Source organism: Mycobacterium simiae, from assembly GCF_010727605.1.
Classification (GTDB): Bacteria; Actinomycetota; Actinomycetes; order Mycobacteriales; family Mycobacteriaceae; genus Mycobacterium; species Mycobacterium simiae.
In genome coordinates this window covers 278,970-304,666 of record NZ_AP022568.1, presented here as the reverse complement: position 1 = coordinate 304,666, position 25,697 = coordinate 278,970, and the positions used below count along the sequence as shown (strand labels likewise).

Genomic DNA, 25,697 nt, shown 5'->3' with positions numbered 1-25,697 from the left:
CTCCAGCTGTTGCACCCACTCTAGCGCCACAGCTAACCCGGGGCTTAGCCCGAACCGATGTCTCTCAAACGGCGTGGCTCGTTTCGCGCGCAGCGAAAAGCGGTCGATTTTCGTGACCCGATGCCGGTCTGCCGCCGCCGGTTTTCCGGCTACTAGCCTGGATATGTGCCAGATCCCGCCACGTACCGTCCCGCTCCCGGGTCCATTCCGGTCGAGCCCGGCGTCTACCGATTTCGGGACGCACACGGCCGGGTGATCTACGTCGGAAAGGCCAAGAGCCTACGTAGCCGGCTCACGTCCTACTTCGCCGATATCGCGAATCTGCATCCACGCACCCGGCAGATGGTGACCACCGCGGCCAAGGTCGAGTGGACGGTGGTCAACACCGAGGTCGAGGCCTTGCAGCTGGAATACAACTGGATCAAGGAGTTCGACCCGCGGTTCAACGTCCGCTACCGCGACGACAAGTCCTACCCGGTGCTGGCCGTCACGCTCAACGAGGAATTTCCCCGGCTGATGGTCTATCGGGGCCCGCGCCGCAAAGGCGTCCGGTACTTCGGTCCCTACTCGCACGCGTGGGCGATCCGGGAGACGCTGGATCTGCTCACCCGGGTGTTCCCCGCCCGGACCTGCTCGCACGGGGTGTTCAAGCGGCACAAGCAGATCGACCGGCCGTGTCTGCTCGGCTACATCGACAAGTGCTCGGCGCCGTGTATCGGCCGGGTCAGCCCCGAGCAACATCGCCAGATCGTCGACGATTTCTGCGACTTCCTGTCCGGCAAGACGGATCGATTTGCCCGCGAGCTGGAGCAGCAGATGCGCGCGGCGTCCGACGAGCTCGATTTCGAACGTGCCGCGCGGCTTCGGGACGACATCGGCGCGCTGAAACGGGCGATGGAAAAGCAAGCGGTGGTGTTCGGCGACGGCACCGACGCCGACGTGGTTGCCTTTGCCGACGACGAGCTCGAAGCCGCGGTGCAGGTGTTTCACGTCCGCGGCGGCCGGGTCCGCGGTCAGCGCGGCTGGGTCGTCGAAAAGCCAGGAGACCCAGGGGGTTCGGGTGAAGAGCAGCTGGTCGAACAGTTCCTGACCCAGTTCTACGGCGAGCAGGCCGAACTGGGTGGAGCCGCCGACGAAGCCGCCAACCCGGTACCGCGCGAGGTGCTGGTGCCGTGCCTGCCGTCCAACGCCGGTGAGTTGTCCAGCTGGCTGTCCGGCCTGCGCGGATCGCGGGTCGTGCTGCGGGTGCCGCGCCGCGGCGACAAGCGGGCTCTCGCCGAAACCGTCCAGCGCAACGCGAAAGAGGCGCTGCAACAACACAAACTGAAGCGCGCCGGCGACTTCAACGCCAGATCCGCTGCGCTGCAGAACATTCAGGACGCTCTCGGGCTGGCTGACGCGCCGTTACGCATCGAGTGCGTCGACATCAGCCACGTGCAGGGCACCGATGTGGTGGGCTCGTTGGTGGTGTTCGAGGACGGTCTGCCGCGCAAGTCGGACTACCGCCACTTCGGGATCAGGGAAGCGGCCGGGCAGGGCCGCTCCGATGACGTCGCCTCCATCGCCGAGGTGACCCGTCGCCGGTTCGCGCGCCACCTCACCGAGCAGAACGACCCCAATATGCTTTCCCCGGAAGGCAAATCACGCCGGTTCGCCTACCCGCCCAATCTGTACGTTGTCGACGGCGGCGCGCCACAAGTCAATGCCGCCAGCGCCGTGCTCGAGGAATTGGGGATCACCGACGTCGCGGTGATCGGCCTGGCCAAGCGGCTCGAAGAGGTGTGGGTGCCCGCCGAACCGGATCCTGTCATCCTGCCGCGCAACAGCGAGGGGCTTTACCTGCTGCAGCGCGTGCGTGACGAGGCGCACCGGTTCGCGATCACCTACCATCGCAGCAAGCGATCCAAGCGAATGACCGCCTCGGCGCTGGATGCGGTGCCAGGATTAGGAGAACACCGCCGCAAGGCACTGGTCACTCACTTCGGATCGATAGCCCGCCTCAAGGAGGCCACCGTCGACCAGATCACCGCCGTTCCGGGTATCGGCGTGGCAACGGCCACGGCCGTCGTCGAGGCGCTGCGACCGCAACCGGCCGAGCAGGCCGAACCGCCCGGGCAAGTCGAACAATCCGGAGCCTCGGCATGACCAGCCGGGTCGGGGACAGCGACCAGCGGCGGGGCCCGGTCGCGGGGATTGACGTCGTCCTGGTCACCGGCTTGTCGGGGGCCGGACGGGGGACGGCGGCCAAGGTGCTCGAGGACCTCGGCTGGTATGTCGCCGACAACCTGCCACCCCAACTCATCACCCGCATGGTGGATTTCGGGCTGGCCGCCGGATCGCGGATCACCCAACTGGCGGTGGTCATGGACGTCCGATCGCGCGGCTTCACCGGTGATCTCGACGAGGTGCGCAACGAACTGGCCACCCGCAACATCAACCCGCGGGTGGTGTTCATGGAAGCATCCGACGACATGCTGGTGCGCCGCTACGAACAGAACCGGCGCAGCCACCCGCTGCAGGGCCGGCAGACGCTGGCCGAGGGCATCGCGGCCGAACGCCGGATGCTGGCGCCGGTGCGCGCCACCGCCGACCTGATCATCGACACCTCCACGCTGTCGGTGCGGGGCTTGCGGGAAAGCATCGAGCGGGCATTCGGTGGCGATACGGATTTGTCGACCAGCGTCACGGTCGAGTCGTTCGGCTTCAAGTACGGCCTGCCGATGGACGCCGACATGGTGATGGACGTGCGCTTCCTGCCGAACCCGCATTGGGTCGACGAGTTGCGCCCGCTCACCGGGCAGCATCCGGCGGTGGCCGATTACGTGGTGGGCCAACCGGGCGCGGCGGAGTTCCTCGACGCTTACCATCGATTGCTGGCCCTTGTTGTCGAGGGCTATCGCAGGGAGGGCAAACGCTACATGACGGTCGCGATCGGCTGTACCGGCGGCAAACACCGCAGCGTGGCGATCGCGGAGGCGTTGATGCACCGGTTGCAGGCCGAGGACGAACTGTCGGTGCGAGTGCTGCACCGGGATCTGGGCCGCGAATGAGCCCACCACAAAGCGAGGGCATCGTCGCACTCGGCGGGGGACACGGTTTGTATGCGACGCTGTCGGCCGCGCGCCGGCTCACCCCCTACGTGACGGCGGTGGTGACCGTCGCCGACGACGGCGGCTCGTCGGGCCGGTTGCGAAGCGAGTTGGACGTGGTGCCGCCCGGTGATCTGCGAATGGCGTTGGCGGCGTTGGCATCTGACAGCCCATATGGTCAGCTGTGGGCGACCATTCTGCAGCACCGATTCGGTGGCAGCGGGGCGCTGGCCGGGCACCCGATCGGCAACTTGCTGCTGGCGGGCCTGTCCGAGGTGCTGGCCGACCCGGTCGCCGCCCTCGACGAGCTGGGCCGCATCCTCGGGGTCAAGGGCCGGGTGCTGCCGATGTGCCCTATCGCGTTGCAGATCGAGGCCGACGTTTCCGGGCTGGAAGCCGACCCCCGGATCTTCCGCTCGATCCGCGGTCAGGTCGCGATCGCGACGACGCCGGGCAAGGTGCGCCGAGTGCGGCTGCTTCCACCGGATCCGCCGGCGACCCGGCAGGCCGTCGACGCGATCATGGCCGCGGACCTGGTGGTGCTGGGCCCCGGCTCGTGGTTTACCAGCGTGATCCCACATGTGCTGGTCCCTGAGCTGGCCGCGGCCCTGCAGGCCACCGCGGCGCGCCGGGCGCTGGTGCTCAACCTGGTGGCCGAACCGGGGGAGACGGCGGGTTTTTCGGTGGAGCGGCATCTGCACGTGCTGGCCCAGCATGCGCCGGGGTTCACCGTGCACGACATCATCATCGACGCCGATCGGGTACCCAGCGAACGCGAGCGCGAGCAGCTGCGCCGCACCGCGACCCTGCTCAGGGCCGAGGTCCACTTCGCCGATGTGGCCCGACCTGGTACACCTTTACATGACCCGGGCAAGCTCGCGGCGGCCCTGGACGGGGTCCGCGCGGGCCGCGCGGGTCCGGCAGCGCCTTCGGCGAAGGCCACCGCCGAGATTCGGGTCGACGGTGAGGCTGCACCGACGGCCGTGAACGGACCGGCTGGCAGCGGACCAAGGGGTGACGACGCGTGGCGATGACGACCGAAGTCAAGGACGAGCTGAGCCGCCTGGTAGTGAAGTCGGTCAGTGCGCGCCGAGCGGAGGTCACCTCCCTGCTGCGGTTCGCCGGCGGCCTGCACATCGTGGGTGGGCGCGTGGTCGTCGAGGCCGAAGTGGATCTGGGCAATATTGCCCGCCGGCTGCGCAAGGACATCTTCGATCTGTACGGCTACAACGCCGTCGTGCATGTGTTGTCGGCCAGCGGGATTCGTAAGAGCACTCGGTACGTGCTGCGGGTGGCCAACGACGGCGAGGCGTTGGCCCGCCAGACCGGGTTGCTGGACATGCGCGGACGGCCGGTGCGCGGTCTGCCGGCCCAGGTCGTCGGGGGCAGCATCGCCGACGCCGAAGCAGCCTGGCGGGGGGCTTTTTTGGCGCACGGGTCGCTGACCGAGCCCGGACGGTCCTCGGCGCTGGAAGTCAGCTGCCCGGGTCCCGAAGCCGCCCTGGCGTTGGTCGGCGCCGCACGCCGGCTCGGGGTCAGCGCCAAGGCCCGCGAGGTCCGCGGCGCCGACCGGGTGGTGGTCCGCGACGGCGAGGCGATCGGCGCGCTGCTGACCCGGATGGGGGCCCAGGACTCCCGGCTGATCTGGGAGGAACGCCGGATGCGGCGCGAGGTGCGGGCGACCGCCAACCGGCTGGCCAACTTCGACGACGCCAATCTGCGTCGCTCGGCCCGCGCCGCGGTCGCTGCGGCTGCCCGGGTGGAACGGGCGCTGGAAATCCTCGGCGACAGCGTTCCCGACCATCTGGCATCGGCCGGCAAGCTCCGGGTGGAGCACCGCCAGGCTTCGCTCGAGGAGCTGGGCCGGCTCGCCGACCCGCCGATGACGAAAGACGCTGTGGCGGGGCGTATCCGGCGCCTTCTGTCGATGGCCGACCGCAAGGCGAAGGTAGACGGGATCCCTGACACCGAATCCGCGGTGACACCGGATTTGCTCGAAGACGCCTGAGGATTGTTGGCAATCCCTCGACGCGCTTTGCTGGCGAGGGCTACGGTCGTCGCATGCAGCGGCTTTCGAGTGTCGATGCGGCGTTTTGGTCTGCCGAGACTGCCGGTTGGCACATGCACGTGGGCGCGCTGGCGATCTGCGACCCCACCGACGCGCCCGAGTACAGTTTTCAGCGGCTCCGACAATTGCTGATCGAGCGCCTGCCGGAATTGCCGCAGTTGCGCTGGCGGGTCACCGGCTCACCACTCGGCCTGGACCGACCCTGGTTCGTCGAGGATGAAGAACTCGACGTCGACTTCCATATTCGCCGCATCGGAGTTCCCGCCCCGGGCGGGCGGCGCGAGGTCGACGAGCTCGTCGGCCGATTGATGTCCTACAAGCTGGACCGCTCCCGACCGCTGTGGGAGCTCTGGGTGATCGAGGGCGTCAAGGGTGGACGCGTCGCCACACTGACCAAGATGCACCACGCGATCGTCGACGGCGTCTCCGGCGCCGGTCTGGGCGAAATTCTGCTGGACGTCACGCCCGAACCCCGGCCACCGCAACGGGAAACTGTCGGCTCCCTGGTGGGTTTCAAGCTGCCCGGCCTGGAGCGGCGGGCGATCGGGGCCCTGATCAACGTGGGGGTGATGACGCCGTTCCGCATTGCGCGGCTGGTGGAGCAGACGCTGCGCCAGCAGATCGCCGCACTGGGCGTCCGCAGCAGGCCGCCTCGCTATTTCGACGCGCCCAAGACCCGATTCAACGCGCCGGTCTCACCGCATCGCCGGATCACCGGCACCCGCGTGGAGTTGGCCCGCGCCAAGGCCGTCAAGGATGCTTTCGGCGTCAAGCTCAACGACGTGGTGCTGGCGCTGGTGGCCGGCGCTGCCCGCGAATATCTGCAAGCGCGGGGCGAATTGCCCGCCAAGCCGCTGATCGCGCAGATCCCGGTGTCGACTCGCACCGACGACTCGCAATCCGACGTCGGCAACCAGATCAGCTCGATGACGGCCTCGCTCGCCACCGACATTGAGGACCCCGCCGAGCGACTGCTGGCGATCTACGAAAGCACGCAGAGTGCAAAGGAAATGGCTAAGGCATTGTCGGCGCATCAGATCATGGGTCTGACCGAGACGACGCCGCCGGGGCTGTTGCAGCTGGCCGCTCGGGCGTACACGGCCACCGGCCTATCGCGGAACCTAGCCCCGATCAACATGGTCGTGTCGAATGTTCCCGGGCCGCCGATGCCGCTGTACATGGCGGGTGCTAAAGTGGAATCGCTTGTGCCGCTTGGGCCTCCGGTGATGGACGTGGCCCTCAACGTCACTTGCTTCTCCTACACCGATTTCCTGGACTTCGGTTTCGTGACGACGCCCGAGGCCGCCAACGACATCGAAGACATGGCCAAGGCTGTCGAACCGGCGCTGGTCGACCTGGAGAAGGCAGCGGCCGACGGCTGAGCCGTCAGTCGCGGCGCAGGTACGTGGTCGCGTACACCCAGGACAAAAATCGCGCTACGGCCTCGGCCGATCGATGCGCCCGCGGGGAACTGAAGATATCGAATGCGTGCTGGGCGCTGGGCAATTCGGCGTATGCGACGGGCGACTTGGAGACCGCGCGCAGTTCTTCGACGAATTCGCGGGCCTCGCCGACCGGGATGAGCGAATCGTCGTGCCCGTGCAGCACGAAGAACGGTGGCGCGTCGGCGCGCAGCCGCCGAATCGGCGATGCATCGACGTAGACATCCCGGTTCGTGGCGAATTTCCGCTTGACGACCAACTTTTCGAGCAGTTCCACGAACTCGCGGCGCCCGTCGCCCTCAGTGGAGAACCAGTCGTAGCGGCCGTACACCGGGACGGCGGCGACCACGGAGGTGTCGGCGTCTTCGAAGCCCGGCTGGAAGGCGGGGTCGTTCGGTGTCAGCGCGGCCAGTGAGGACAGGTGCCCGCCGGCCGACCCGCCGGTGATGGCGACGAAGTTGGGGTCACCGCCGTAGTTCGCGATGTTCTCCTTGACCCAGGCCAGCGCCCGCTTCACGTCGACGATGTGGTCGGGCCAGGTGTGCAGCGGGGAGACCCGGTAGCCGATCGACACGCAGATCCAGCCGCGGGCGGCGAGATGACTCATCAGCGGGTAGGCCTGCGGCCGACGCATCCCGATCACCCATGCGCCACCGGGGATCTGCACCAGCACGGGCGCCTTGCCGTCGCGGGGCAGGTCGCGGCGACGCCAGATGTCGGCGCGGTTGGCCCGGCCGTGCGGCCCGTAGCTGACGACGTTGGTCTTCTCGACGTAGCGGCGCCGGGCCACGGTGTTGCTCAGCGGTAGGTTGCGCCGGCCGCGCCGTTGCGGCGTGGTGGCCGGCAGCTCGGTGAGCGCCTCGGCGTAGTCGGGGCCCAGCTGTTCGCGCAGCCCCGCTTCGAGAACCGGTCCGGGCGTGGTGACGCCGCGATACCGGATCACCGCGAGGATCGCCCACGACGCGGCGGTCAGCGTCAGCGCCGCCTTGCCGCGGCGCCCGGCGAAGTCGCCGCGCCGGGCGCGGCGCAGCATGTCGAGCAGCGAAGCGGAGAAGTACACGCCCGGCACTTCCGAGGTCGGCCAGCCGAACGCGAACACCAGCACGGTGCTGTAGCCCTTACGGGCGAGGGGACGTAAACCGTTGGCGGCGTTGAGGAACTCCACCGCCGCACGCAACAGCGGCCTGGGCTTGGGCCTGCGCATTAGCCGCTCACCCGGGACTGCAGTTCGGCCCGCAGGATTTTCCCGGTGCTGCCGCGGGGGAGTTCGTCGATCAGCGATATCTCGCGTGGCACTTTGTAATTGGCGAGGTTCTCCCGAACGTGCTGCTTGAGTGTCTCGGCCGTGGCGGTCGCGCCTGGGGCGAGTACCACGAACGCGGCGAGCCGCTGGCCGTACTGCTCGTCGTCCACGCCGATCACCGCGGCTTCGGCCACCTCGGGATGCCCGGCGAGTGTCTTCTCCACTTCAATCGGATAGACGTTCTCGCCGCCGGAGACGATCATCTCGTCGTCGCGGCCGACGACGAACAGCCGTCCATTCTCGTCGAGATACCCGACGTCGCCCGACGACATGTAGCCGGCGTGAAAATCTTTGGTGGCCCCGGAGGTGTACCCGTCGAACTGGGTGTCGTTACGGACGTAGATGGTGCCGACCTCCCCGGTCGGCACTTCGTTGAAATCCGGGTCCAGAATCCGGATCCCGGTTCCGCCGGCCGGCTTGCCGGCCGTGTCGGGCGCGGCGCGCAGGTCGGCGGGTGTGGCGGTGGCGATCATGCCCGCCTCGGTCGCGTTGTAGTTGTTGTAGATCACGTCGCCGAATTGGTCCATGAATGCGATGACCACATCGGGCCGCATCCGCGACCCCGAGGCCGCGGCGAAGCGCAGGGACCGACAGCTGTAGCGATTGCGAACGTCCTCGGGCAGCTCCATGATCCGGTCGAACATCACCGGAACCACCGCCAGACCGGTGGCTCGGTGGCGGTCGATGAGGTCCAGCGTGGCCTCCGGGTCGAACTTGCGCCGGGTGACGATCGTGCACGCCATCGACGCGGCGAAGATCAGCTGCGAGAAACCCCACGCGTGGAACATCGGCGCCACGATCACGATCGTTTCCTCCGCGCGCCACGGGGTGCGGTCCAAGATCGCCTTGAGTGTGCCGATGCCGGCACCGCCGCCAGATTGCTTGGCGCCCTTGGGGCTTCCGGTCGTGCCCGACGTCAGCAGGACCATCTTGCCCTTGCGGCCGGTGCGGCGCGGCTGCTGGCCGAGGTGCTCGGCGATGAGTTGCTCCACCGTGTTCAGGCCGGCTCGTGCTGGTCCGTCGGTCCATGCCACGATGCGCGTGGCGTCCGGCTTGTCGGCCAGAGCGCGGTCCACCGTGGCAGCGAACTCCTCGTCGTAGATCGCGGCGTTGACCCCTTCGCGGTTGACCACCTCGGCCATCGCCGGCCCGGCGAACGAGGTGTTCAGCAGCACCACGTCGGAGCCGATCCGGTTGGCGGCCACCAATGCCTCGACGAAGCCGCGGTGGTTGCGGCACATGATTCCGATGACCTGGGGCTGTCCCGACGGCAGGCCTTGCAGCGCCGCGCCCAACGCGTTGATCCGCTCGTCGAGATCTCGCCAGGTCAGCGTGCCCAACTCGTCGATCAGAGCGGGACGGTCGGGGCAGCGTTGCGCGGCGCCGGCGAACCCCACCGTCATGCCCATCCCTTCGCGACGCATTGCGGCGGCCATCTTCAGATAACGGTCGGGCCGCATCGGTGCGATCATTCCGGCCCGGCGCAGCGTGGCGACTACGCCGGCGACACCGCGAACCTGATCCAGTACGGAAACCATCGCTTAGCCCAGAATCGGGAATCGCCGCTTGGCGGCCAGCGCGGTCAGGGCCTCTTGCATCACCGAGCGCACGTGCTCGTCGACCTCATCGATGTCCGGGTTCTCGCCGAACTGCTCGGTGATATGGATCGGTTCGAGCACCTGCGTGACGATCTTGGTCGGCAGCGGCAGGTTGGGCGGGATTGCGGCGCTGAACCCGAATGGGAAGCCGAACGAGAGCGGCAGGATGGCGCTGCGCAGCAGGCGCTTGATGCCCAGCCGTTCGGCCAGCCAGGTTCCCCGGGTCAGGTACAGCTGAGTTTCCTGCCCGCCGATCGACACCGCCGGAACGATCGGCACACCGGCTTCGATCGCCGTGCTCACATATCCTTTGCGACCATTGAAGTCGATCACGTTTTCGGCGAGGGTCGGGCGGTAGGCGTCATAGTCACCGCCAGGAAAGACGACCACCACGCCGCCGGACTGCAACGCCTTGGCCGCGTTGTCCCGAGTGGCGCGGATATAACCGGTACGGCGGAACAGCCCGCCCGTGACGCCGAGGAACAAGATGTCGTGGCTGAGGGTGTAAACGGGCCGCTCATAGCCGAATTTTTCGTAGAAGTCGACGCTGAAGATGGGGACGTCCATCGGGAACATGCCGCCGGAGTGATTGCCCACGACCAACGCGCCCCCGGGCGGGAAGGATTCCAAACCGTGCACTTCGGAGCGGAAGTACGTCTTCAACATGGGTCGCAGCACGCCCATCAGACGTTGGGTCAGCCTCGGGTCGAATTGGCCGATCTCGGGTTCATCGCCGTCGGTATCGCTCACTTCGCTCACCGGTGCCCCCTTGTGGCTTCGTCGTGTGACTTCGTCTCGTGGCTGGTCGAAGAATTCCCGCTGAGTCTGTAGATGGTAGCTAGGCTCTTATAGTCCAGGGCTAACAGGCGGGGCTGGTGCCTTAGGGTCCGGCCGGGCGCCCGCCGGCCGGTCGTCGGTGGGCATCCGACAGGCTGACGGAGCCGCCCCGCCGTCGCGTCGCCGAGCCGGCGGACCGTTACACCGGTCGATCGAAGTGGCACGCCTCAGGGTGGTATTCCAGCCAGAATCGAATTCTCGAAAGCCGTGTTCGGAGTTGGACATTCGGTCGGCGGCAGCGCTGCGCCGGCCGAATCCGGCCAGCGCGCAACGGAATTGCTCCCGACGCAGCACTGCTGGATCGAGCCGCGACGGTGCCGGTGCGAACTCGATGCTGATAGGTAAAACCTCTCAGCGCCTGACCTGGGCACAACGTGGCAGAAGGGGGTCGAAGTGTATGCAGTGTGAGAAAATGCGACATACGCAACTCCCCGAATCGTATGGCGTTGGCCACATTCTGGGAGCTATCGTTACCCCAATTACTCCAGAACCGTCGGCCGAGAGAGACTCAATGGACTTCGCTGGTTTGTCCGACGAACGGGAAACACGTTCGGTTGCAACTGCAACGCACATGCCCAGTGGTGCGCGGGACCGGCGCGGGTGTCCGCCGCCGAGCGCCGTGGTGCGTCCCCCCTTGGGGCACGTTCGCCCGACGAGCCCCTCGCCGGCACGGCTGACCACGAACCGGCCCCCCAGTGCATTGGATCGCCCGGCCGCCGCGGACACCGCGGACCAGCGTCAGGCTGACTACTTTCTGCGGCTGCTCATCCAGAACCGCCGGCTGATCGAACAGCGGATCGAGGGTTATTACAAGGCAATTGCCCTGGCCGAGGCCAAGAACGACGAGGAGACGGCATCCGTCTTCCGGCACACGGCCTCCATCGAAGAGCAGGAACGCGAAACCCTCGATGCTTTGATCGAGAACCTGCACCGCCGGTTCCCCATCCGGCTGGCCCCCGACGCCCCGGCGGCTCCGCGAGGACCACGGGTGCTCGCTCGATAGGGCCGCGTCACTAGTCACCTCAACACCCCGCCCGTCCTGGGTGGGTCGGCGGGAGTGCTCGCCGGATCGCCCATGGCCCGCGGCTCGAACCGCGCAGTGTACGGGCGCGTCGCCCCCGAAGATCCGGGACTTCTACCAGCCCCACGGCCGTTGTCAGTGCTGTTCTAGGCTGAAGGCCAGGGGTTTACCAGGAGACTCAGGCGAAGGCGAGGGAGACACAAGTGACGGTCCGGGTAGGCATTAATGGTTTCGGTCGAATCGGACGGAATTTTTATCGTGCGTTGCTGGCTCAGCAGGAGCAGGGTGGTGCTGATATCGAGGTGGTGGCGGTCAACGACATCACCGATAACCAGACGTTGGCGCATCTGCTGAAGTTCGACTCGATCTTGGGCCGGCTGCCCCACGAGGTGAGCCTTGAGGGTGAGGACACCATCGTGGTGGGTCCGGCCAAGATCAAGGCATTGGCGGTGCGGGAGGGTCCGGCCGCGCTGCCCTGGGGTGAGTTGGGTGTGGACGTGGTGGTGGAGTCCACCGGTCTGTTCACCGCCCGCGCCAAAGCGCAGGGCCACCTCGATGCCGGGGCTAAGAAGGTGATCATCTCCGCCCCGGCCAGCGACGAGGACATCACCATCGTGTTGGGCGTCAACGACGACAAGTACGACGGCAGCCAACACATCATCTCCAACGCCTCGTGCACCACGAACTGCCTGGGGCCGCTGGCTAAGGTGCTCCATGACGAGTTCGGCATCGTCAAGGGTCTGATGACCACCATCCACGCCTACACCCAGGATCAGAATCTGCAAGACGGCCCGCACAAAGATCTGCGCCGTGCGCGGGCGGCCGGGCTCAACATCGTGCCGACGTCCACCGGTGCGGCCAAGGCCATCGGTTTGGTGTTGCCGGAACTGAAGGGCAAACTCGACGGGTATGCGCTGCGGGTGCCGATCCCGACCGGCTCGGTCACCGATTTGACCGCCGAATTGCGCACCTCGGCCGGTGTTGAGGACATCAACGCCGCGTTCCAGGCCGCCAGCGAGGGCAAGCTCAAGGGCATCCTGAAGTACTACGACGCCCCGATCGTCTCCAGCGACATCGTCACCGACCCGCACAGCTCGATCTTCGACTCCGGCCTCACCAAAGTCATCGACAACCAAGCCAAAGTCGTCTCCTGGTACGACAACGAATGGGGCTACTCCAACCGCCTCGTCGACCTCGTCGCACTGGTCGGCAAGTCGCTCTAACCGTGGCCGTTCCGAACCTCGAAGACCTTCTGTCCGAAGGCGTCTCGGGTCGCCCGGTGCTGGTGCGGTCCGATCTCAACGTGCCGCTCGACGATTCGGGAGCGATCACCGACCCCGGCCGGATCACGGCGTCGGTTCCGACGCTGCGCGCACTCCTGGACGGGGGCGCCAAGGTGGTGGTCACCGCTCACCTTGGCCGTCCCAAGGGCGGGCCCGATCCGAAGCTGTCGTTGGCGCCGGTCGCAGCCGCGCTGGGTGAGCAGTTGGGCCGGCACGTGCAGCTGGCCGGTGATGTCGTGGGTACCGACGCCTTGGCTCGCGCCGAGGGGCTGACCGACGGCGACGTCCTGCTGTTGGAGAACATCCGCTTCGATGCCCGCGAAACCAGCAAGGACGACGGCGAGCGGCTGGCGCTGGCCAAGCAACTGGCCGAATTGGTCTCGCCCGGAGGGGCTTTCGTCTCCGACGGTTTTGGGGTGGTGCACCGCAAGCAGGCCTCGGTGTACGACGTCGCCACGCTGCTGCCGCACTACGCGGGCACCCTGGTGGCCGAGGAGATCGCGGTCTTGGAGCAGCTGACCAGCTCCACCGAGCGGCCCTACGCCGTAGTGCTCGGCGGGTCGAAGGTGTCCGACAAGCTCGGCGTCATCGAATCGTTGGCGACCAAGGCCGACAGCATCGTGATCGGCGGCGGGATGTGCTTCACTTTCCTTGCCGCACAGGGATATTCGGTGGGTAAGTCGCTGCTCGAAGAAGAGATGGTGGACACCTGCCGCAGCCTGCTGGAGACCTACGCCGACGTGTTGCGGCTGCCCGGCGACATCGTGGTGACCGAGAAGTTCGCCGTCGATTCCCCGCCACAGTTTGTGGCCGCCAACGCGATTCCCGACGAGCTGATCGGCTTGGACATCGGCCCCGGTTCGGTGAAGCGGTTCGCCGCGTTGCTGTCGAACGCCAGGACCATTTTCTGGAACGGCCCGATGGGCGTGTTCGAGTTCCCGGCGTACGCCGCCGGCACCCGGGGCATCGCCGAGGCGATCGTCGCGGCGACCGGGAAAGGGGCGTTCAGTGTGGTCGGTGGTGGCGACTCCGCCGCCGCGGTGCGCGCGCTGAAGATCCCGCAGGACGCGTTCTCGCACATCTCCACCGGCGGCGGTGCGTCGCTGGAATACCTTGAGGGCAAAGCGCTGCCCGGCATCGAAGTACTCGGTCAGCCGCACCCGAGTGGAGGAGACGCGTGAGCCGCAAGCCACTGATCGCCGGCAACTGGAAGATGAACCTCAATCACTTCGAGGCCATCGCGCTGGTGCAGAAGATCGCGTTCGCGTTGCCGGACAAGTACTACGACAAGGTCGACGTCACGGTGCTGCCGCCGTTCACCGACCTGCGCAGCGTGCAAACGCTGGTCGACGGCGACAAGCTGCGGCTGACCTACGGTGCCCAGGACCTGTCGCCGCACGAATCGGGCGCCTACACCGGCGACATCAGCGGCACCTTCCTGGCCAAGCTGGGGTGCAGCTTCGTCGTCGTCGGACACTCGGAGCGACGCACGTATCACCACGAGGACGACGCCCTGGTGGCGGCCAAGGCCGCCGCCGCGTTGCGTAACGAGCTGACGCCCATCGTCTGCGTCGGTGAGCACCTCGACATCCGCGAGGCCGGCCAGCACGTCAGTCACTGCGAGCGGCAGGTGCGCGAGTCGCTGGCCGGGCTGTCGGCCGAGCAGATCGCCAAGACCGTCATTGCCTACGAACCGGTGTGGGCCATCGGGACCGGGCGGGTGGCCAGCGCCGCGGACGCCCAAGAGGTGTGCAAGGCCATCCGCGAGCAGCTCGCCGAGTTGGCGTCGCCGCAGATCGCCGGCGCTGTTCGGGTGCTCTACGGCGGTTCGGTGAACGCTAAGAACGTCGGCGAGATCGTCGCGCAAGACGACGTCGACGGCGGTTTGGTCGGCGGAGCTTCGCTGGACGGCGAGCAATTCGCGACCCTGGCGGCCATCGCCGCGGGCGGCCCGTTGCCTTAGGTGCCGCGCCCGCGAGCGTCGGTTAGGGCGCCAGCAACCGCATTGGGTAGGGTGGGTGCATGCAATTGGCCCTGCAAATCACCCTGGTGGTCACCAGTGTTCTGGTGATCCTGTTGGTGCTGTTGCACCGTGCCAAGGGCGGTGGTCTGTCCACGCTGTTCGGCGGTGGCGTCCAGTCGAGCTTGTCGGGGTCGACGGTGGTGGAGAAGAACCTGGACCGGTTGACCGTGTTCATCACGGGGATCTGGCTGGTGTGCATCATCGGAATCGCCCTGATGATCAAGTACCGCTGATCGCTTGGCGGGCGCCCCGCCCGATCCGCACCGATACTGGAACGCATGGTTGAGGTTTCCGAGCTCGCGTCCGGGCGGGTGTCTGACGCCGCGCTAGCGCCGATTGGCGCCGTGCACCGCACCCAGGTGGGCCGCGAGGCCACCGAACCGATGCGCGCCGACATCCGGATGCTTGGCAGCATTCTCGGCGACACCGTGCGCGAGCAGAACGGCGACGCCGTCTTCGATCTCGTCGAACGCGCGCGGGTGGAATCATTCCGGGTGCGCCGCTCGGAGATCGATCGCGCCGAGATCTCGCACATGTTCGACGGGATCGACATCCGCATGGCCATCCCGACCATCCGCGCGTTCAGCCATTTCGCGCTGCTGGCTAACGTCGCCGAAGACATTCACCGGGCGCGGCGGCGCAAGATCCACATCGACGCCGGCGAACCGCCACAGGACAGCAGCCTGGCCGCCACCTACGCAAAACTGGACTCCGCGGAGTTGGATTCGGCCACCGTCGCCGACGCGCTGCGCGGCGCACTGGTTTCCCCCGTGATTACCGCGCATCCCACCGAGATCCGCCGACGCACCGTGTTCGTGGCCCAACACCGGATCACCGAGCTGATGCGCCTGCACGCGCAGGGGCACCGGGAGACCGCCGAGGGCCGAAGCATCGAACGTGAGCTCCGCCGGCAGGTGCTCACCCTGTGGCAGACCGCGCTGAACCGGGTGTCCCGGCTGCACATCACCGACGAGATCGACGTCGGCCTGCGGTACTACGCGGCCGCTTTGTTCGAGGTCATCCCACAGGTCAACGCCGGGGTACGGGAGGCGCTGCGCGCCCGCTGGCCCGACGCCGACCTGCTGTCCGAACCCATCCTGCAGCCGGGGTCGTGGATCGGCGGCGACCGCGACGGGAACCCCAATGTGACCGCCGCGGTAGTACGGCGGGCCACCGGCAGCGCCGCGTACACCGCGCTGGCACATCACCTGTCCGAGCTCACCGAACTCGAGCAGGAGCTCTCGATGTCGGCGCGGCTGGTCGCCGTCAGCCCCGAGCTGACCGCGCTGGAGCAGAGCTGCCCGGAATCGGCGCGGGCCGACGAACCGTATCGGCGGGCCGTGCGGGTGATCCGCGCGCGACTCAGCGCGACCGCCGCCCAAATCCTCGATGCGCAACCGCAGCACCTGCTCGACCTCGGTCTGGACGCCTATACGACGCCCGGCGAACTGCGCGCCGACCTGGACATCGTCGACCGTTCGTTGCGCAGCCACGGCAGCACGCTGCTCGCCGACGACCGGCTGCACTTGTTGCGAGAAAGCGTGCACGTCTTCGGATTTCACCTCAGTGGCCTGGACATGCGGCAGAACTCCGATGTGCACGAGGAAGTGATCGCCGAGTTGCTGGCCTGGGCCGGGGTGCACGACGACTACCGCTCGCTGCCGGAAGACGAGCGGGTGCGGCTGCTGGTCGACGAACTGAGCACCCGGCGTCCGTTGCTGTCCGACCGCGCCCAGCTGTCCGAACTGGCCCACCAGGAGTTGAGTGTGGTCGAAGCCGCCGCTGCTGCCGTCAAGCGTTACGGCCCGGCCGCGGTGCCCAACTACGTCATCTCGATGTGCCAGTCCGTGTCCGACGTGCTGGAGGCCGCGATCCTGCTCAAGGAAACCGGCCTGCTCGATGTGTCCGGACCCGAACCCTATTGTCCGGTAGGAATTTCCCCGCTGTTCGAGACGATCGACGATCTGCACAACGGCGCGACGATCCTGCAGGCGATGCTGGAGCTCCCGCTGTATCGCGCGGTCGTGGCGGCTCGAGGTGACAGCCAGGAAGTGATGCTGGGCTACTCCGACTCCAACAAAGACGGCGGATATCTGACCGCGAACTGGGCTGTCTACCGCGCCGAGTTGGCACTGGCCGACGTGGCCCGCACGAATCGAATCCGATTGCGGCTCTTCCACGGCCGCGGTGGCACCGTCGGGCGCGGTGGCGGCCCGAGCTACCAAGCCATCCTCGCGCAGCCGCCTGGAGCGGTCAACGGGTCGCTGCGCCTCACCGAGCAGGGCGAGGTGATCGCGGCCAAGTACGCCGAACCGCAATTGGCGCAACGAAATCTGGAGAGCCTGGTGGCGGCGACGTTGGAGTCGACGCTGCTGGACGTGGAGGGTCTCGGTGACGATCCGGAGCCCGCATACGCCGTGCTCGACGAGATCGCCGCGCTGGCACGCCAGGCCTATACCGAATTGGTGCACGACACACCGGGTTTCGTCGAGTACTTCAAGGCCTCCACACCGGTCAGCGAGATCGGGTCGCTGAACATCGGCAGCCGGCCGACCTCGCGCAAACCCACGGAGTCGATCTCGGATCTGCGCGCCATCCCGTGGGTGCTGGCGTGGAGTCAGTCGCGCGTCATGCTGCCCGGCTGGTACGGCACCGGATCGGCATTCCAGCGATGGATTGGGGCGGGACCCGAAAGCGAAGACGAGCGCGTCGAGATCCTGCACGATCTGTACGAACGGTGGCCGTTCTTCCGCAGCGTGCTGTCGAACATGGCACAGGTGTTGGCCAAGAGCGACCTGGGGCTGGCGGCGCGCTATGCGGAGCTGGTCGACGACGAGGCGTTGCGGCGCAGGGTGTTCGACAAAATCGTCGACGAGCACCAGCGGACGATCGCGATGCACAAGTTGATCACCGGCCACGATGACCTGCTTGCCGACAACCCGGCGCTGGCGATCTCGGTGTTCAACCGTTTCCCCTACCTGGAGCCACTGAATCATCTGCAGGTGGAGCTGTTGCGGCGATACCGCTCGGGTGACGACGACGAGTTGGTGAAGCGCGGAATCCTGTTGACGATGAACGGTTTGGCCAGCGCGTTACGCAACAGCGGATAACGGGCATAGGGCAGGGAGGCGCCCAAGCGGAGGAAGCATGCCCGATCCGATGTCGTCCCGACAGACCCCGTCTGCATCGGCGGCGCGCGTGGCCCAGCACCCGGTCTTCGAACGACTGGCGCGGGCCGGCTTCGTGGTGAGCGGCCTGCTGCACCTGCTGGTCGGCTACCTCGCCGTCCGAATCGCGTTCGGCGAGCGTGCCACGGCGGATCAAACCGGCGCGCTGGCTACCTTGGCGGGCAAGCCCGGCGGGCCCGTCGCGTTGTGGTTCGTCGCGGCCGCGCTGTTGTTACTGGGCTGGTGGCGGCTGGTCGAGACCGTACTGGGCCGGTCCAGCGACCAGCGGGACGGCTCCTCGTCGGGAGCGCTGGAGCGGGCGAAGGCGTTGGCGCTCGCGGTGGTCTACCTCGCGCTCGCGTACTCCGCGGTCGGGTTCGCCCGGGGCGCCGGCCGGTCGGCCGACCAGCAGAATTCGACGATCAGCGCGCGCCTGATGCAGAGCACCCCCGGCACCGTCGCGCTGGTGCTCTGCGGTGTGACCGTGGTCGCGGTGGGCGGCTACCACGTCTACAAGGGCGCCAGCCGCACCTTCCTCGACGATCTGAACGGTAACTCGGGCAGCCTAATTCGGCGGCTGGGAGTCGTCGGCTATATCGGCAAAGGGCTGGTGATCGTCGCCGCGGGCGCACTAGTCATTGGCGCCGCGCTGCACTCGCAGCCGCAACAGGCGACCGGGTTGGATGGAGCCCTCAAGACGTTGGGCGCCCAGCCGTATGGCCGGGTGCTATTGATCGGCGCCGCGCTGGGCATCGTCACCTACGGCTTGTACAGCTTTGCGATGGCCCGCCTGACCAAGATGTAGCCGCTACCGGGACGGCCGACTCCGCAGCCGGTCCACCACCCCGCGGACCGCATGCTCGGTCATGGACAGCGGCGACATGACGGTCTCGCCCACGCTCACGATGTAGTCGATGCGCCCGACAATGGCCTCTACCGGTTCGACCAGCGCAATGAGCCGTTTGGCCAGCTCGTCGAGGTTCGCCAGAGTTCCTTCCAGATGGTCGAGGCCGCCCTCGAGGCGCTCGACGGTGCCGTTCAACCGGGTCAAGGAGCTGCTGAGCTCGTTCATTGTCCTACCCAGGCCCTCGAGCACGTCTTCGACCTGTTCGACCGTCTTGTCGGCATTCAATGCCGCCTGGGTGAGGGTCTTGAGCCGGTTCCGCTCGGGTGAGCTGCGCACCGTCTTGTCTGCCATGACGGCAATTATGACCGCGGGGGAACCACGGAGAACCGCGGGGAGCTGAAGAAACCCCGGAAACATCGAATTCTACGTGCGCAATCACCACTGCGACGGTGGCTGGCCTGCCCGCTCGAGCCGGAGCCGCGGGTGCGATCTGGTCAGCCGGTGGGGTGGGCGGGCAGCTTGGCGGCGGCCTCCTGGTCGAGCAGCCACAGCGTGGTTTCGAGGCCGACGGCTCCGGCCGCTGGTATCTCGACCGGCGGGGCGCCGCCGATCGCCGCGGCTGCGGCTTGCGCCTTGGCCGCCCCGGAGACCAACAACCACACTTCCCGGGAACGCCGAATCGCCGGGATAGTCAATGTGATTCGTTGTGGCGGGGGTTTGGGGGAGTTGTCCACGGAGACCACCATGCGGGTGGTCTCCAGCACCGCCGGGGTGTCGGGGAACAGCGAGTTGATATGGCCCTCGGGTCCCATGCCGAGCAGATGCACGTCGAAATTCGGCACCTGCTGGCCGGGTCCGGCGTTGGCCGCCAACAGTTGTTCGTAGGCCAGCGCCGCGGCGGCCAGATCACCGCCGAATTCGCCGTCGCTGGCGGCCATCGGGTGCACATTGCTCGAGGGGATGTCGATGTGGTCGAGCAGTGCCTGCCGCGCCTGCTTCTCGTTGCGCTCGTCGTCGTCCTCGGGAACATAGCGCTCGTCGCCCCAGAACAGGTGCACCGTCGACCAGTCGATCTGGTCGGCTTGGGCGCGCAGGTATTTCAGCAGGCCGATGCCGTTACCCCCGCCGGTCAGCACGATCAGGGCACGTCCCCGTGCGGCCACCGCGGCGCGAATGGTCTCCACGAGTCGGTGCCCGGCGGCCTGCACCAGGGCGTCGCTGTCGGGAAAGACTTCTACTGCCGTGTTCACGCGTACTGCACCTTGTCGATTCCTTCGAGCGCGCTGAAGTAGACCTCGTCGGGGTCCAGGCGCCTCATATCCTCCGCCAGGCATTCGCGGGTTTCCCGGCGTGCCAACGGAACCAGTGCGTCCGGCCGGCCGGTCCGGCTCAGCGTCGCCGTCGTTCCCTCCTGCGGCCGGCTCAGCGTGATGGTCTCGGTCTTGCGCACCAGTTCGACCTTGAGCTCGCCGACTTCCCGGCGCACCGGCCCGTCGATGCGGCTGGCCAACCAGCCGGCCAACACGTCGAGCGAGGGCTCGGTGCGTAGGCCGGAAACCACGGCCGATTCGATTTCCTCGTGCGGCTTCTGGTCCACGGCGGAGGTCAGCAGCGCGCGCCAATAGGTGATCCGTGCCCAGGCCAGATCGGTATCCCCGGCGGTGTAGCCGGGCAGCCGGCTCTTGATCGCCGCCAGCGGGTCGTCGGCGTTGGTGGCATCGGTGATGCGGCGAATGGCCAACTTGCCCAACGGATCGTGGGCGGGAACGGCGGGAGCCACATCCGGCCACCACACCACGACCGGGATGTCGGGAAGCAGGAACGGGATGACGACGCTGGCGGCGTGGCCGGACAGCGGACCGGACAGCCGCAACACCACGACCTCGCCGGCGCCGGCGTCGCCGCCGACCCGCACCTGGGCGTCCAGCCGCGCGTCGCGGCCGTCGATGTCGCCCGCGGCCACGACCAACACCCGGCTGGGGTGTTCGTGGCTGGCGGCGTTGGCGGCCTCGATGGCCTCCTCGAGCAGGGTGTCGTTGTCCGACTTGATGATCAGCGTGCCGACCCGGCCCATCATCACCACGCCGGCCTGCTCGCGCAGCTTGTCGAGCTTCTTGTTGACGGCGGTGGTCGTGGTGTCGAGTAAATCGACGATCATGACAGCCAGCCCCTCACATCGCTACGCCCTGCGTCGTCGCCGCGCATCACGGCCGCCGCCATTCCCGGCCGGTTCGGCGCAACATCTCGAAGGAGGAGGCGGGTCCCCAGGTGCCGGCTTCGTAGGGCTCCGGCTTCCCGTGCGACTCCCAATGTTCGAGGACGGGATCGAGGATCTGCCAAGCCAATTCGACCTCCTCATTGACCGGGAACAGGGAGGGTTCACCGAGTAGCACATCCAGGATCAGCCGCTCATAGGCCTCGGGCGAATCTTCGGCGAACGCCGACCCGTAGGAGAAGTCCATGTTGACATCCCGGACCTCCATTGCGCCGGGAACTTTAGACCCGAACCGCAGCGTGATGCCCTCGTCGGGCTGCACCCGGATGACCAACGCGTTGGCGCCGAGCTCGTCGGTCATGGTCGCGTCGAACGGCAGATGCGGTGCCCGTTTGAACACCAGGGCAATCTCTGTCACTCTGCGGCCCAAGCGCTTTCCGGTGCGCAGATAGAACGGAACGCCGGCCCAGCGTCGGGTGTCCACTTCGAGTGTGATCGCCGCGAAGGTCTCGGTCGCGGACTCTTTGGAGAACCCCTCCTCGTCGAGCAATCCGACCACCTGCTCGCCGCCCTGCCAGCCGGCCGCGTACTGGCCGCGGCTGGTGGTCTCGTCGAGTGGCTGTGCCAGCTGAGTCGCCGAAAGCACCTTGATCTTCTCAGCCTGCAGCGCCCCGGGTGTGAAGCTGACCGGCTCTTCCATCGCGGTCAACGCCAGCAGCTGCATCAAGTGGTTCTGGATCACGTCGCGGGCCGCGCCGATGCCGTCGTAGTAGCCGGCCCGACCGCCCAGCCCGATGTCCTCGGCCATGGTGATCTGGACGTGGTCGACGTAGTGCGCATTCCAGATCGGATCCCACAGCTGGTTGGCGAAGCGCAGCGCCAGGATGTTCTGCACCGTCTCCTTGCCGAGGTAGTGGTCGATGCGGAACACCGATTCTTCGGGAAACACCGAGTTGACTACGTGGTTGAGCTCGCACGCGCTCTTGAGGTCGTGGCCGAACGGTTTCTCGATGACGACCCGGCTCCACCGGTCTTCCTGCGGACGGGCCAGCCCCGAGGAGTGCAGCTGCTCGCACACCACCGGAAACGACTTCGGCGGGATCGCCAGGTAGAACGCGTGATTGCCGCCGATGCCGCGCTCGGCGTCTAACTTGTCGAGTGTTTCGGCCAGCCTGGCGAACGCGGCGTCATCGTCGAATTCGCCACGCACGAAACGCAATCCGTCGGCCAGCCGCTCCCAGATCGCTTGCCGGAACGGGGTGCGGCAGTACTGCTTGACGTCGTCGTGGATCACCTGGGCGAACGCATCGTGGTCCCAGTCTCGGCGGCCGAAGCCGACCAGTGAAAACATCGGCGGCAACAAGCCGCGGTTGGCCAGGTCGTAGACCGCGGGCACCACCTTCTTGTGGGCCAGGTCGCCGGTGACACCGAACAACACCATGGCGCACGGGCCGGCGATTCTGGGTAGCCGCTTGTCGTCTTTGTCTCGCAGTGGATTGCGCCACTGCGCGCTGTCAGAACTTGGCGTCATTTGTTGCTGGCGCTCAGCTGTTTCTGCGTTTCGTCCAGCAATTCGGTCCACGATTCGACGAACTTGTCCACGCCCTCCTTCTCGAGGACCAGGAAGACGTCGGTCACGTCGATCCCAACCTGCGACAGCTTGTCGAACACGCCCTGCGACGCCTCGGCGGTGCCGGCAATGGTGTTGCCCGTGATGATGCCGTGGTCGGCGACGGCGTCAATTGTCTTCTCTGGCATGGTGTTTACCGTGAACGGCGCGACTAGCTCGGTGACGTAGAGCGTGTCGGAGTAGTCGGGATTCTTGACACCGGTGGACGCCCACAGCGGCCGCTGCACTCGGGCGCCGTCGGCTTTCAGGGCCTGGAAACGCTCGCCGTCCTCGAATACCTCTTGATAGGCGGCGTACGCCAGTCGGGCGTTGGCCACACCGGCCTGGCCGCGTAACGCGAGTGCGTCCGCGGTGCCGATCTTCTCCAGTCGCTTGTCGATCTCGGTGTCCACCCGGGAGACGAAAAACGATGCCACCGAGTGGATCTTGGACAGGTCGTGCCCGGCCTCACGGGCCTTTTCCAAACCGGCGAGGTAGGCGTCCATCACCTCGCGGTGTCGCTCGACGGAGAAGATCAGCGTGACGTTGACCGAAATCCCTTCCGCCAGAACGGAGGTGATGGCAGGAATGCCGGCCTTAGTGGCCGGAATCTTGATGAACAGGTTCGGGCGGTCGACGATTTTCCACAGCTCGACGGCCTGCGCGGTGGTCTTGTCGGTCTCTGCGGCCAGCCGCGGGTCGACCTCGATGGAGACACGTCCGTCCACGCCGTCGGAGGCTTCCCATTCGCGCCGCAGGACGTCGCAGGCGTTGCGTACGTCGTCGGTGGTGACCGTGCGAACCGTGGCGTCCACATCGGCGCCGCGCTCGGCCAGTTCGGCGATCTGCTCGGCGTAGGAATCGCCCTCCGCGAACGCTTTTTGGAAGATCGACGGGTTGGTGGTCACGCCGACGACGCTCTTGGTGTCGATCAGCTCCTGCAGGTTGCCCGAGTGCAGCCGCTGACGCGACAGGTCGTCCAGCCACACGGACACTCCCGCGGCGGACAGGGCCGCCAGATTGGGGTTCTGAGTGCTCATGATTCGCCTTTCTCAGTTGTCGACTACTTCTTCCGCGGCGGCAGCGACGGCCTCCGCGGTGAAGCCGAACTCGCGGAATAATGTCTTGGCGTCGGCGGATTCGCCATAGTGCTCGATCGAGACGATCTTTCCGGTGTCCCCGACCAGCTTGTGCCAGGACTGGGCGACGCCCGCCTCGACGGCCACCCGGGCCGAGACCGACGGTGGCAGCACGCTATCGCGATACTCTGCCGGCTGGGACTCGAACCACTCCACGCACGGCATCGACACGACCCGCGCGATGATGTCCTTGTCCGCCAACAACTTTGCGGCGCCCACCGCCAGCTGAACCTCCGAGCCGGTGGCGATCAGGACGACGTCGGGCTCTTCGTCGCCGTCATCCCCGCCGCCGAGCACGTAGCCGCCGCGGGCGACACCCTCGAGGCTGGTGCCCTGCAGCACCGGCACGCCCTGGCGGGTCAGGATCAAACCGACAGGTCCGCTGCCGTTACCGCGGGCCAGGATTGTGCGCCAGGCGTACGCCGTCTCGTTGGCATCGGCCGGACGCACCACCGACAACCGCGGGATGGCGCGCAATGCCGCCAGGTGCTCGATCGGCTGGTGGGTGGGGCCGTCTTCGCCCAGGCCGACGGAGTCGTGCGTCCACACGTAGATGGTGTCGATGTCCATCAGCGACGCCAGCCGCACCGCGGGGCGCATGTAGTCGGAGAACTGCAGGAAGGTGCCGCCGTAGGCACGAGTCGGTCCGTGCAGCACGATGCCGGACAAGATGGCGCCCATGGCGTGCTCGCGGACCCCGAAGTGCAGTGTCCGGCCATACCAGTCGGCCGTGTAGTCTTTGGTCGAAATCGACGGCGGCCCAAAGGATTTGACACCATCCATGGTGGTGTTGTTGCTGCCGGCCAGGTCGGCCGAACCGCCCCACAACTCGGGCAGTTTGGGTCCCAGCGCCGAAAGCACCTTGCCGGACGCGGCGCGGGTGGCCAGTTCCTTGGATCCCGGTTCCCAATGCGGCAGGTCGACGTCCCAGCCGTCCGGTAACTCCTCCGCCGTCAACCGGTCCAGCAGCGCCTTGCGCTCGGGTTCGCGTTGGGCCCAAGCGTCGAACTTGGCCTGCCATTTCTCATGCGCTTCCTTACCCCGGGCCACCAGCTTGCGGGTGTGGGCGATGACCTCGTCGCGCACTTCGAACGTCCTGTCGGGGTCGAAGCCCAGGATCTTCTTGACGGCGGCGACCTCCTCGTCGCCGAGGGCCGCGCCGTGCGCCTTGCCGGTGTTCATCAGATTGGGCGCCGGATAACCGATGATCGTGCGCAACTCGATGAAGGAGGGCCGGTCGGTGACGGCCTTAGCGTTGGCGATGGCCTCCTCGATCCCGACCACGTTCTCGCCGCCCTCGACCCGCTGGACGTGCCAGCCGTAGGCCTCGTAACGGGCGGCGGTGTCCTCGCACAACGCGATGTTGGTGTCGTCCTCGATCGAGATCTGGTTGTGGTCGTAGAACACGATCAGGTTGCCCAGCTGCTGGACGGCCGCCAGCGACGACGCCTCGGAGGTGACGCCTTCCTCGATATCGCCGTCGGAGGCGATCACGAAAATGTGGTGGTCGAACGGGCTCTCACCCGGGGGCGCGTCGGGGTCGAAAAGGCCGCGCTCGTAACGCGCCGCCATCGCCATCCCGACCGAGGAGGCCAGGCCCTGGCCCAGCGGACCGGTGGTGATCTCAACTCCCTTGGTGTGCCGGAACTCCGGATGCCCGGGTGTCTTGGACCCCCAGGTGCGCAACGACTCGATGTCGGACAATTCCAGGCCGAACCCGCCCAGGTAGAGCTGCAGGTAGAGGGTCAGGCTGCTGTGGCCGGCGGACAGAATGAACCGGTCGCGGCCGAGCCAGTGGGTGTCGCTGGGATCGTGCACCAGCGTGCGCTGAAACAGCGTGTAGGCCAGCGGCGCCAGGCTCATCGCCGTGCCGGGGTGCCCATTGCCGACCTTTTGCACCGCATCGGCGGCCAGCACCCGCACCGTGTCGACGGCGGCCGTGTCAAGGTCGGTCCAGTCGTCCGGGTGGTGCGGTCGGGTCAGCGTGGAGATCTCTTCGAGTGTGGTCACAGGCGTCAGTCCTTGGGGTGGCCGAAATTCGTAGCGCCGATCAATG

General features: G+C 67.0%; 21 protein-coding genes. 12 read left to right on the top strand and 9 right to left on the bottom strand.

The annotated features are described in order from the left end of the window. Window positions 1–165: 165 nt before the first annotated feature. From uvrC to G6N33_RS01200, 5 genes are read left to right on the top strand one after another with little or no spacing between them, the layout of a single operon-like run. A complete protein-coding gene (gene uvrC / locus G6N33_RS01220) occupies window positions 166–2,145 on the top strand; it encodes an excinuclease ABC subunit UvrC (protein ID WP_044511371.1) in 1,980 nt (659 codons plus the stop codon). Then, entirely contained in the window at window positions 2,142–3,050 is a 909-nt protein-coding gene (gene rapZ / locus G6N33_RS01215; RefSeq protein WP_061559267.1) for an RNase adapter RapZ, read from the top strand. The genes uvrC and rapZ overlap by 4 nt, the downstream gene beginning before the upstream one ends. Further along, window positions 3,047–4,123 carry a uridine diphosphate-N-acetylglucosamine-binding protein YvcK gene (yvcK, locus tag G6N33_RS01210; RefSeq protein ID WP_044511376.1) on the top strand — a complete coding sequence of 359 codons (1,077 nt, stop codon included), beginning with the start codon at window positions 3,047–3,049 and terminating at the stop codon, window positions 4,121–4,123. Before rapZ ends, yvcK begins: the two co-directional genes overlap by 4 nt. Beyond that, the gene (whiA, locus tag G6N33_RS01205) at window positions 4,120–5,097 is read left to right on the top strand and encodes a DNA-binding protein WhiA (RefSeq protein ID WP_044513283.1); all 978 of its coding nucleotides are present in this window, start codon (window positions 4,120–4,122) and stop codon (window positions 5,095–5,097) included. The genes yvcK and whiA overlap by 4 nt, the downstream gene beginning before the upstream one ends. A gap of 53 nt (window positions 5,098–5,150) precedes the next feature. After that, window positions 5,151–6,539, top strand: a complete 1,389-nt coding sequence (locus tag G6N33_RS01200) for a WS/DGAT/MGAT family O-acyltransferase (RefSeq protein WP_044511377.1) — start codon at window positions 5,151–5,153, stop codon at window positions 6,537–6,539. Between the two features lie 4 nt (window positions 6,540–6,543). On the opposite strand, the gene G6N33_RS01195 is transcribed toward G6N33_RS01200, so the two are convergent. From G6N33_RS01195 to G6N33_RS01185, 3 genes are read right to left on the bottom strand one after another with little or no spacing between them, the layout of a single operon-like run. Then, window positions 6,544–7,803 carry an alpha/beta hydrolase gene (locus G6N33_RS01195; RefSeq protein ID WP_044511379.1) on the bottom strand — a complete coding sequence of 420 codons (1,260 nt, stop codon included), beginning with the start codon at window positions 7,801–7,803 and terminating at the stop codon, window positions 6,544–6,546. After that, on the bottom strand, window positions 7,803–9,440 hold the full coding sequence (fadD12, locus tag G6N33_RS01190) for an acyl-CoA ligase FadD12 (protein WP_044511384.1): 1,638 nt from the start codon (window positions 9,438–9,440) through the stop codon (window positions 7,803–7,805). The genes G6N33_RS01195 and fadD12 overlap by 1 nt, the downstream gene beginning before the upstream one ends. Window positions 9,441–9,443: 3 nt before the next feature. Then, window positions 9,444–10,184 (bottom strand): 1-acyl-sn-glycerol-3-phosphate acyltransferase, encoded by a 741-nt coding sequence (locus G6N33_RS01185; protein WP_408632781.1) that lies wholly within the window; start codon window positions 10,182–10,184, stop codon window positions 9,444–9,446. A gap of 772 nt (window positions 10,185–10,956) precedes the next feature. Between G6N33_RS01185 and G6N33_RS01180 the strand changes: the two genes are divergently transcribed. From G6N33_RS01180 to G6N33_RS01150, 7 genes are all read left to right on the top strand, one after another. Next, entirely contained in the window at window positions 10,957–11,340 is a 384-nt protein-coding gene (locus G6N33_RS01180) for a hypothetical protein (RefSeq protein ID WP_163771440.1), read from the top strand. A gap of 221 nt (window positions 11,341–11,561) precedes the next feature. Beyond that, window positions 11,562–12,581 carry a type I glyceraldehyde-3-phosphate dehydrogenase gene (gap, locus tag G6N33_RS01175; RefSeq protein WP_044511386.1) on the top strand — a complete coding sequence of 340 codons (1,020 nt, stop codon included), beginning with the start codon at window positions 11,562–11,564 and terminating at the stop codon, window positions 12,579–12,581. Between the two features lie 2 nt (window positions 12,582–12,583). Next, window positions 12,584–13,822, top strand: coding sequence for a phosphoglycerate kinase (locus G6N33_RS01170; RefSeq protein ID WP_101528797.1), 1,239 nt, complete (start codon window positions 12,584–12,586; stop codon window positions 13,820–13,822). Continuing rightward, complete coding sequence (tpiA, locus tag G6N33_RS01165) at window positions 13,819–14,604, top strand: triose-phosphate isomerase (RefSeq protein ID WP_044511390.1); 786 nt, start codon at window positions 13,819–13,821, stop codon at window positions 14,602–14,604. The genes G6N33_RS01170 and tpiA overlap by 4 nt, the downstream gene beginning before the upstream one ends. 59 nt (window positions 14,605–14,663) lie before the next feature. Next, window positions 14,664–14,897 (top strand): preprotein translocase subunit SecG, encoded by a 234-nt coding sequence (secG, locus tag G6N33_RS01160; RefSeq protein ID WP_044511391.1) that lies wholly within the window; start codon window positions 14,664–14,666, stop codon window positions 14,895–14,897. Window positions 14,898–14,942: 45 nt separating this feature from the next. Further along, the gene (ppc, locus tag G6N33_RS01155) at window positions 14,943–17,774 is read left to right on the top strand and encodes a phosphoenolpyruvate carboxylase (RefSeq protein WP_044511394.1); all 2,832 of its coding nucleotides are present in this window, start codon (window positions 14,943–14,945) and stop codon (window positions 17,772–17,774) included. Window positions 17,775–17,811: 37 nt separating this feature from the next. Continuing rightward, entirely contained in the window at window positions 17,812–18,636 is an 825-nt protein-coding gene (locus tag G6N33_RS01150) for a DUF1206 domain-containing protein (protein WP_044511395.1), read from the top strand. A gap of 3 nt (window positions 18,637–18,639) precedes the next feature. On the opposite strand, the gene G6N33_RS01145 is transcribed toward G6N33_RS01150, so the two are convergent. From G6N33_RS01145 to tkt, 6 genes are all read right to left on the bottom strand, one after another. Next, window positions 18,640–19,038: a hypothetical protein gene (locus G6N33_RS01145; protein ID WP_044513287.1), complete on the bottom strand. Its 399-nt coding sequence runs from the start codon at window positions 19,036–19,038 to the stop codon at window positions 18,640–18,642. Window positions 19,039–19,172: 134 nt separating this feature from the next. After that, a complete protein-coding gene (gene pgl, locus G6N33_RS01140) occupies window positions 19,173–19,928 on the bottom strand; it encodes a 6-phosphogluconolactonase (protein WP_044511396.1) in 756 nt (251 codons plus the stop codon). Continuing rightward, window positions 19,925–20,836, bottom strand: a complete 912-nt coding sequence (gene opcA / locus G6N33_RS01135; protein WP_044511397.1) for a glucose-6-phosphate dehydrogenase assembly protein OpcA — start codon at window positions 20,834–20,836, stop codon at window positions 19,925–19,927. The genes pgl and opcA overlap by 4 nt, the downstream gene beginning before the upstream one ends. Window positions 20,837–20,882: 46 nt before the next feature. Next, entirely contained in the window at window positions 20,883–22,424 is a 1,542-nt protein-coding gene (gene zwf, locus G6N33_RS01130; RefSeq protein ID WP_044511400.1) for a glucose-6-phosphate dehydrogenase, read from the bottom strand. Then, complete coding sequence (gene tal / locus G6N33_RS01125) at window positions 22,421–23,542, bottom strand: transaldolase (protein ID WP_044511401.1); 1,122 nt, start codon at window positions 23,540–23,542, stop codon at window positions 22,421–22,423. The genes zwf and tal overlap by 4 nt, the downstream gene beginning before the upstream one ends. Window positions 23,543–23,554: 12 nt before the next feature. Next, entirely contained in the window at window positions 23,555–25,651 is a 2,097-nt protein-coding gene (gene tkt / locus G6N33_RS01120; protein WP_044511402.1) for a transketolase, read from the bottom strand. Window positions 25,652–25,697: the final 46 nt, after the last annotated feature.

Coding starts and splice junctions, on each gene's coding strand:
- rapZ (WP_061559267.1), top strand. CDS start 2,142: ATGACCAGCCGGGTCGGGGACAGCGACCAGCGGCGGGGCCCGGTCGCG.
- yvcK (WP_044511376.1), top strand. CDS start 3,047: ATGAGCCCACCACAAAGCGAGGGCATCGTCGCACTCGGCGGGGGACAC.
- whiA (WP_044513283.1), top strand. CDS start 4,120: ATGACGACCGAAGTCAAGGACGAGCTGAGCCGCCTGGTAGTGAAGTCG.
- G6N33_RS01200 (WP_044511377.1), top strand. CDS start 5,151: ATGCAGCGGCTTTCGAGTGTCGATGCGGCGTTTTGGTCTGCCGAGACT.
- G6N33_RS01195 (WP_044511379.1), bottom strand. CDS start 7,803: ATGCGCAGGCCCAAGCCCAGGCCGCTGTTGCGTGCGGCGGTGGAGTTC.
- fadD12 (WP_044511384.1), bottom strand. CDS start 9,440: ATGGTTTCCGTACTGGATCAGGTTCGCGGTGTCGCCGGCGTAGTCGCC.
- G6N33_RS01185 (WP_408632781.1), bottom strand. CDS start 10,184: ATGGGCGTGCTGCGACCCATGTTGAAGACGTACTTCCGCTCCGAAGTG.
- secG (WP_044511391.1), top strand. CDS start 14,664: ATGCAATTGGCCCTGCAAATCACCCTGGTGGTCACCAGTGTTCTGGTG.
- ppc (WP_044511394.1), top strand. CDS start 14,943: ATGGTTGAGGTTTCCGAGCTCGCGTCCGGGCGGGTGTCTGACGCCGCG.
- G6N33_RS01150 (WP_044511395.1), top strand. CDS start 17,812: ATGCCCGATCCGATGTCGTCCCGACAGACCCCGTCTGCATCGGCGGCG.
- opcA (WP_044511397.1), bottom strand. CDS start 20,836: ATGATCGTCGATTTACTCGACACCACGACCACCGCCGTCAACAAGAAG.
- zwf (WP_044511400.1), bottom strand. CDS start 22,424: ATGACGCCAAGTTCTGACAGCGCGCAGTGGCGCAATCCACTGCGAGAC.
- tal (WP_044511401.1), bottom strand. CDS start 23,542: ATGAGCACTCAGAACCCCAATCTGGCGGCCCTGTCCGCCGCGGGAGTG.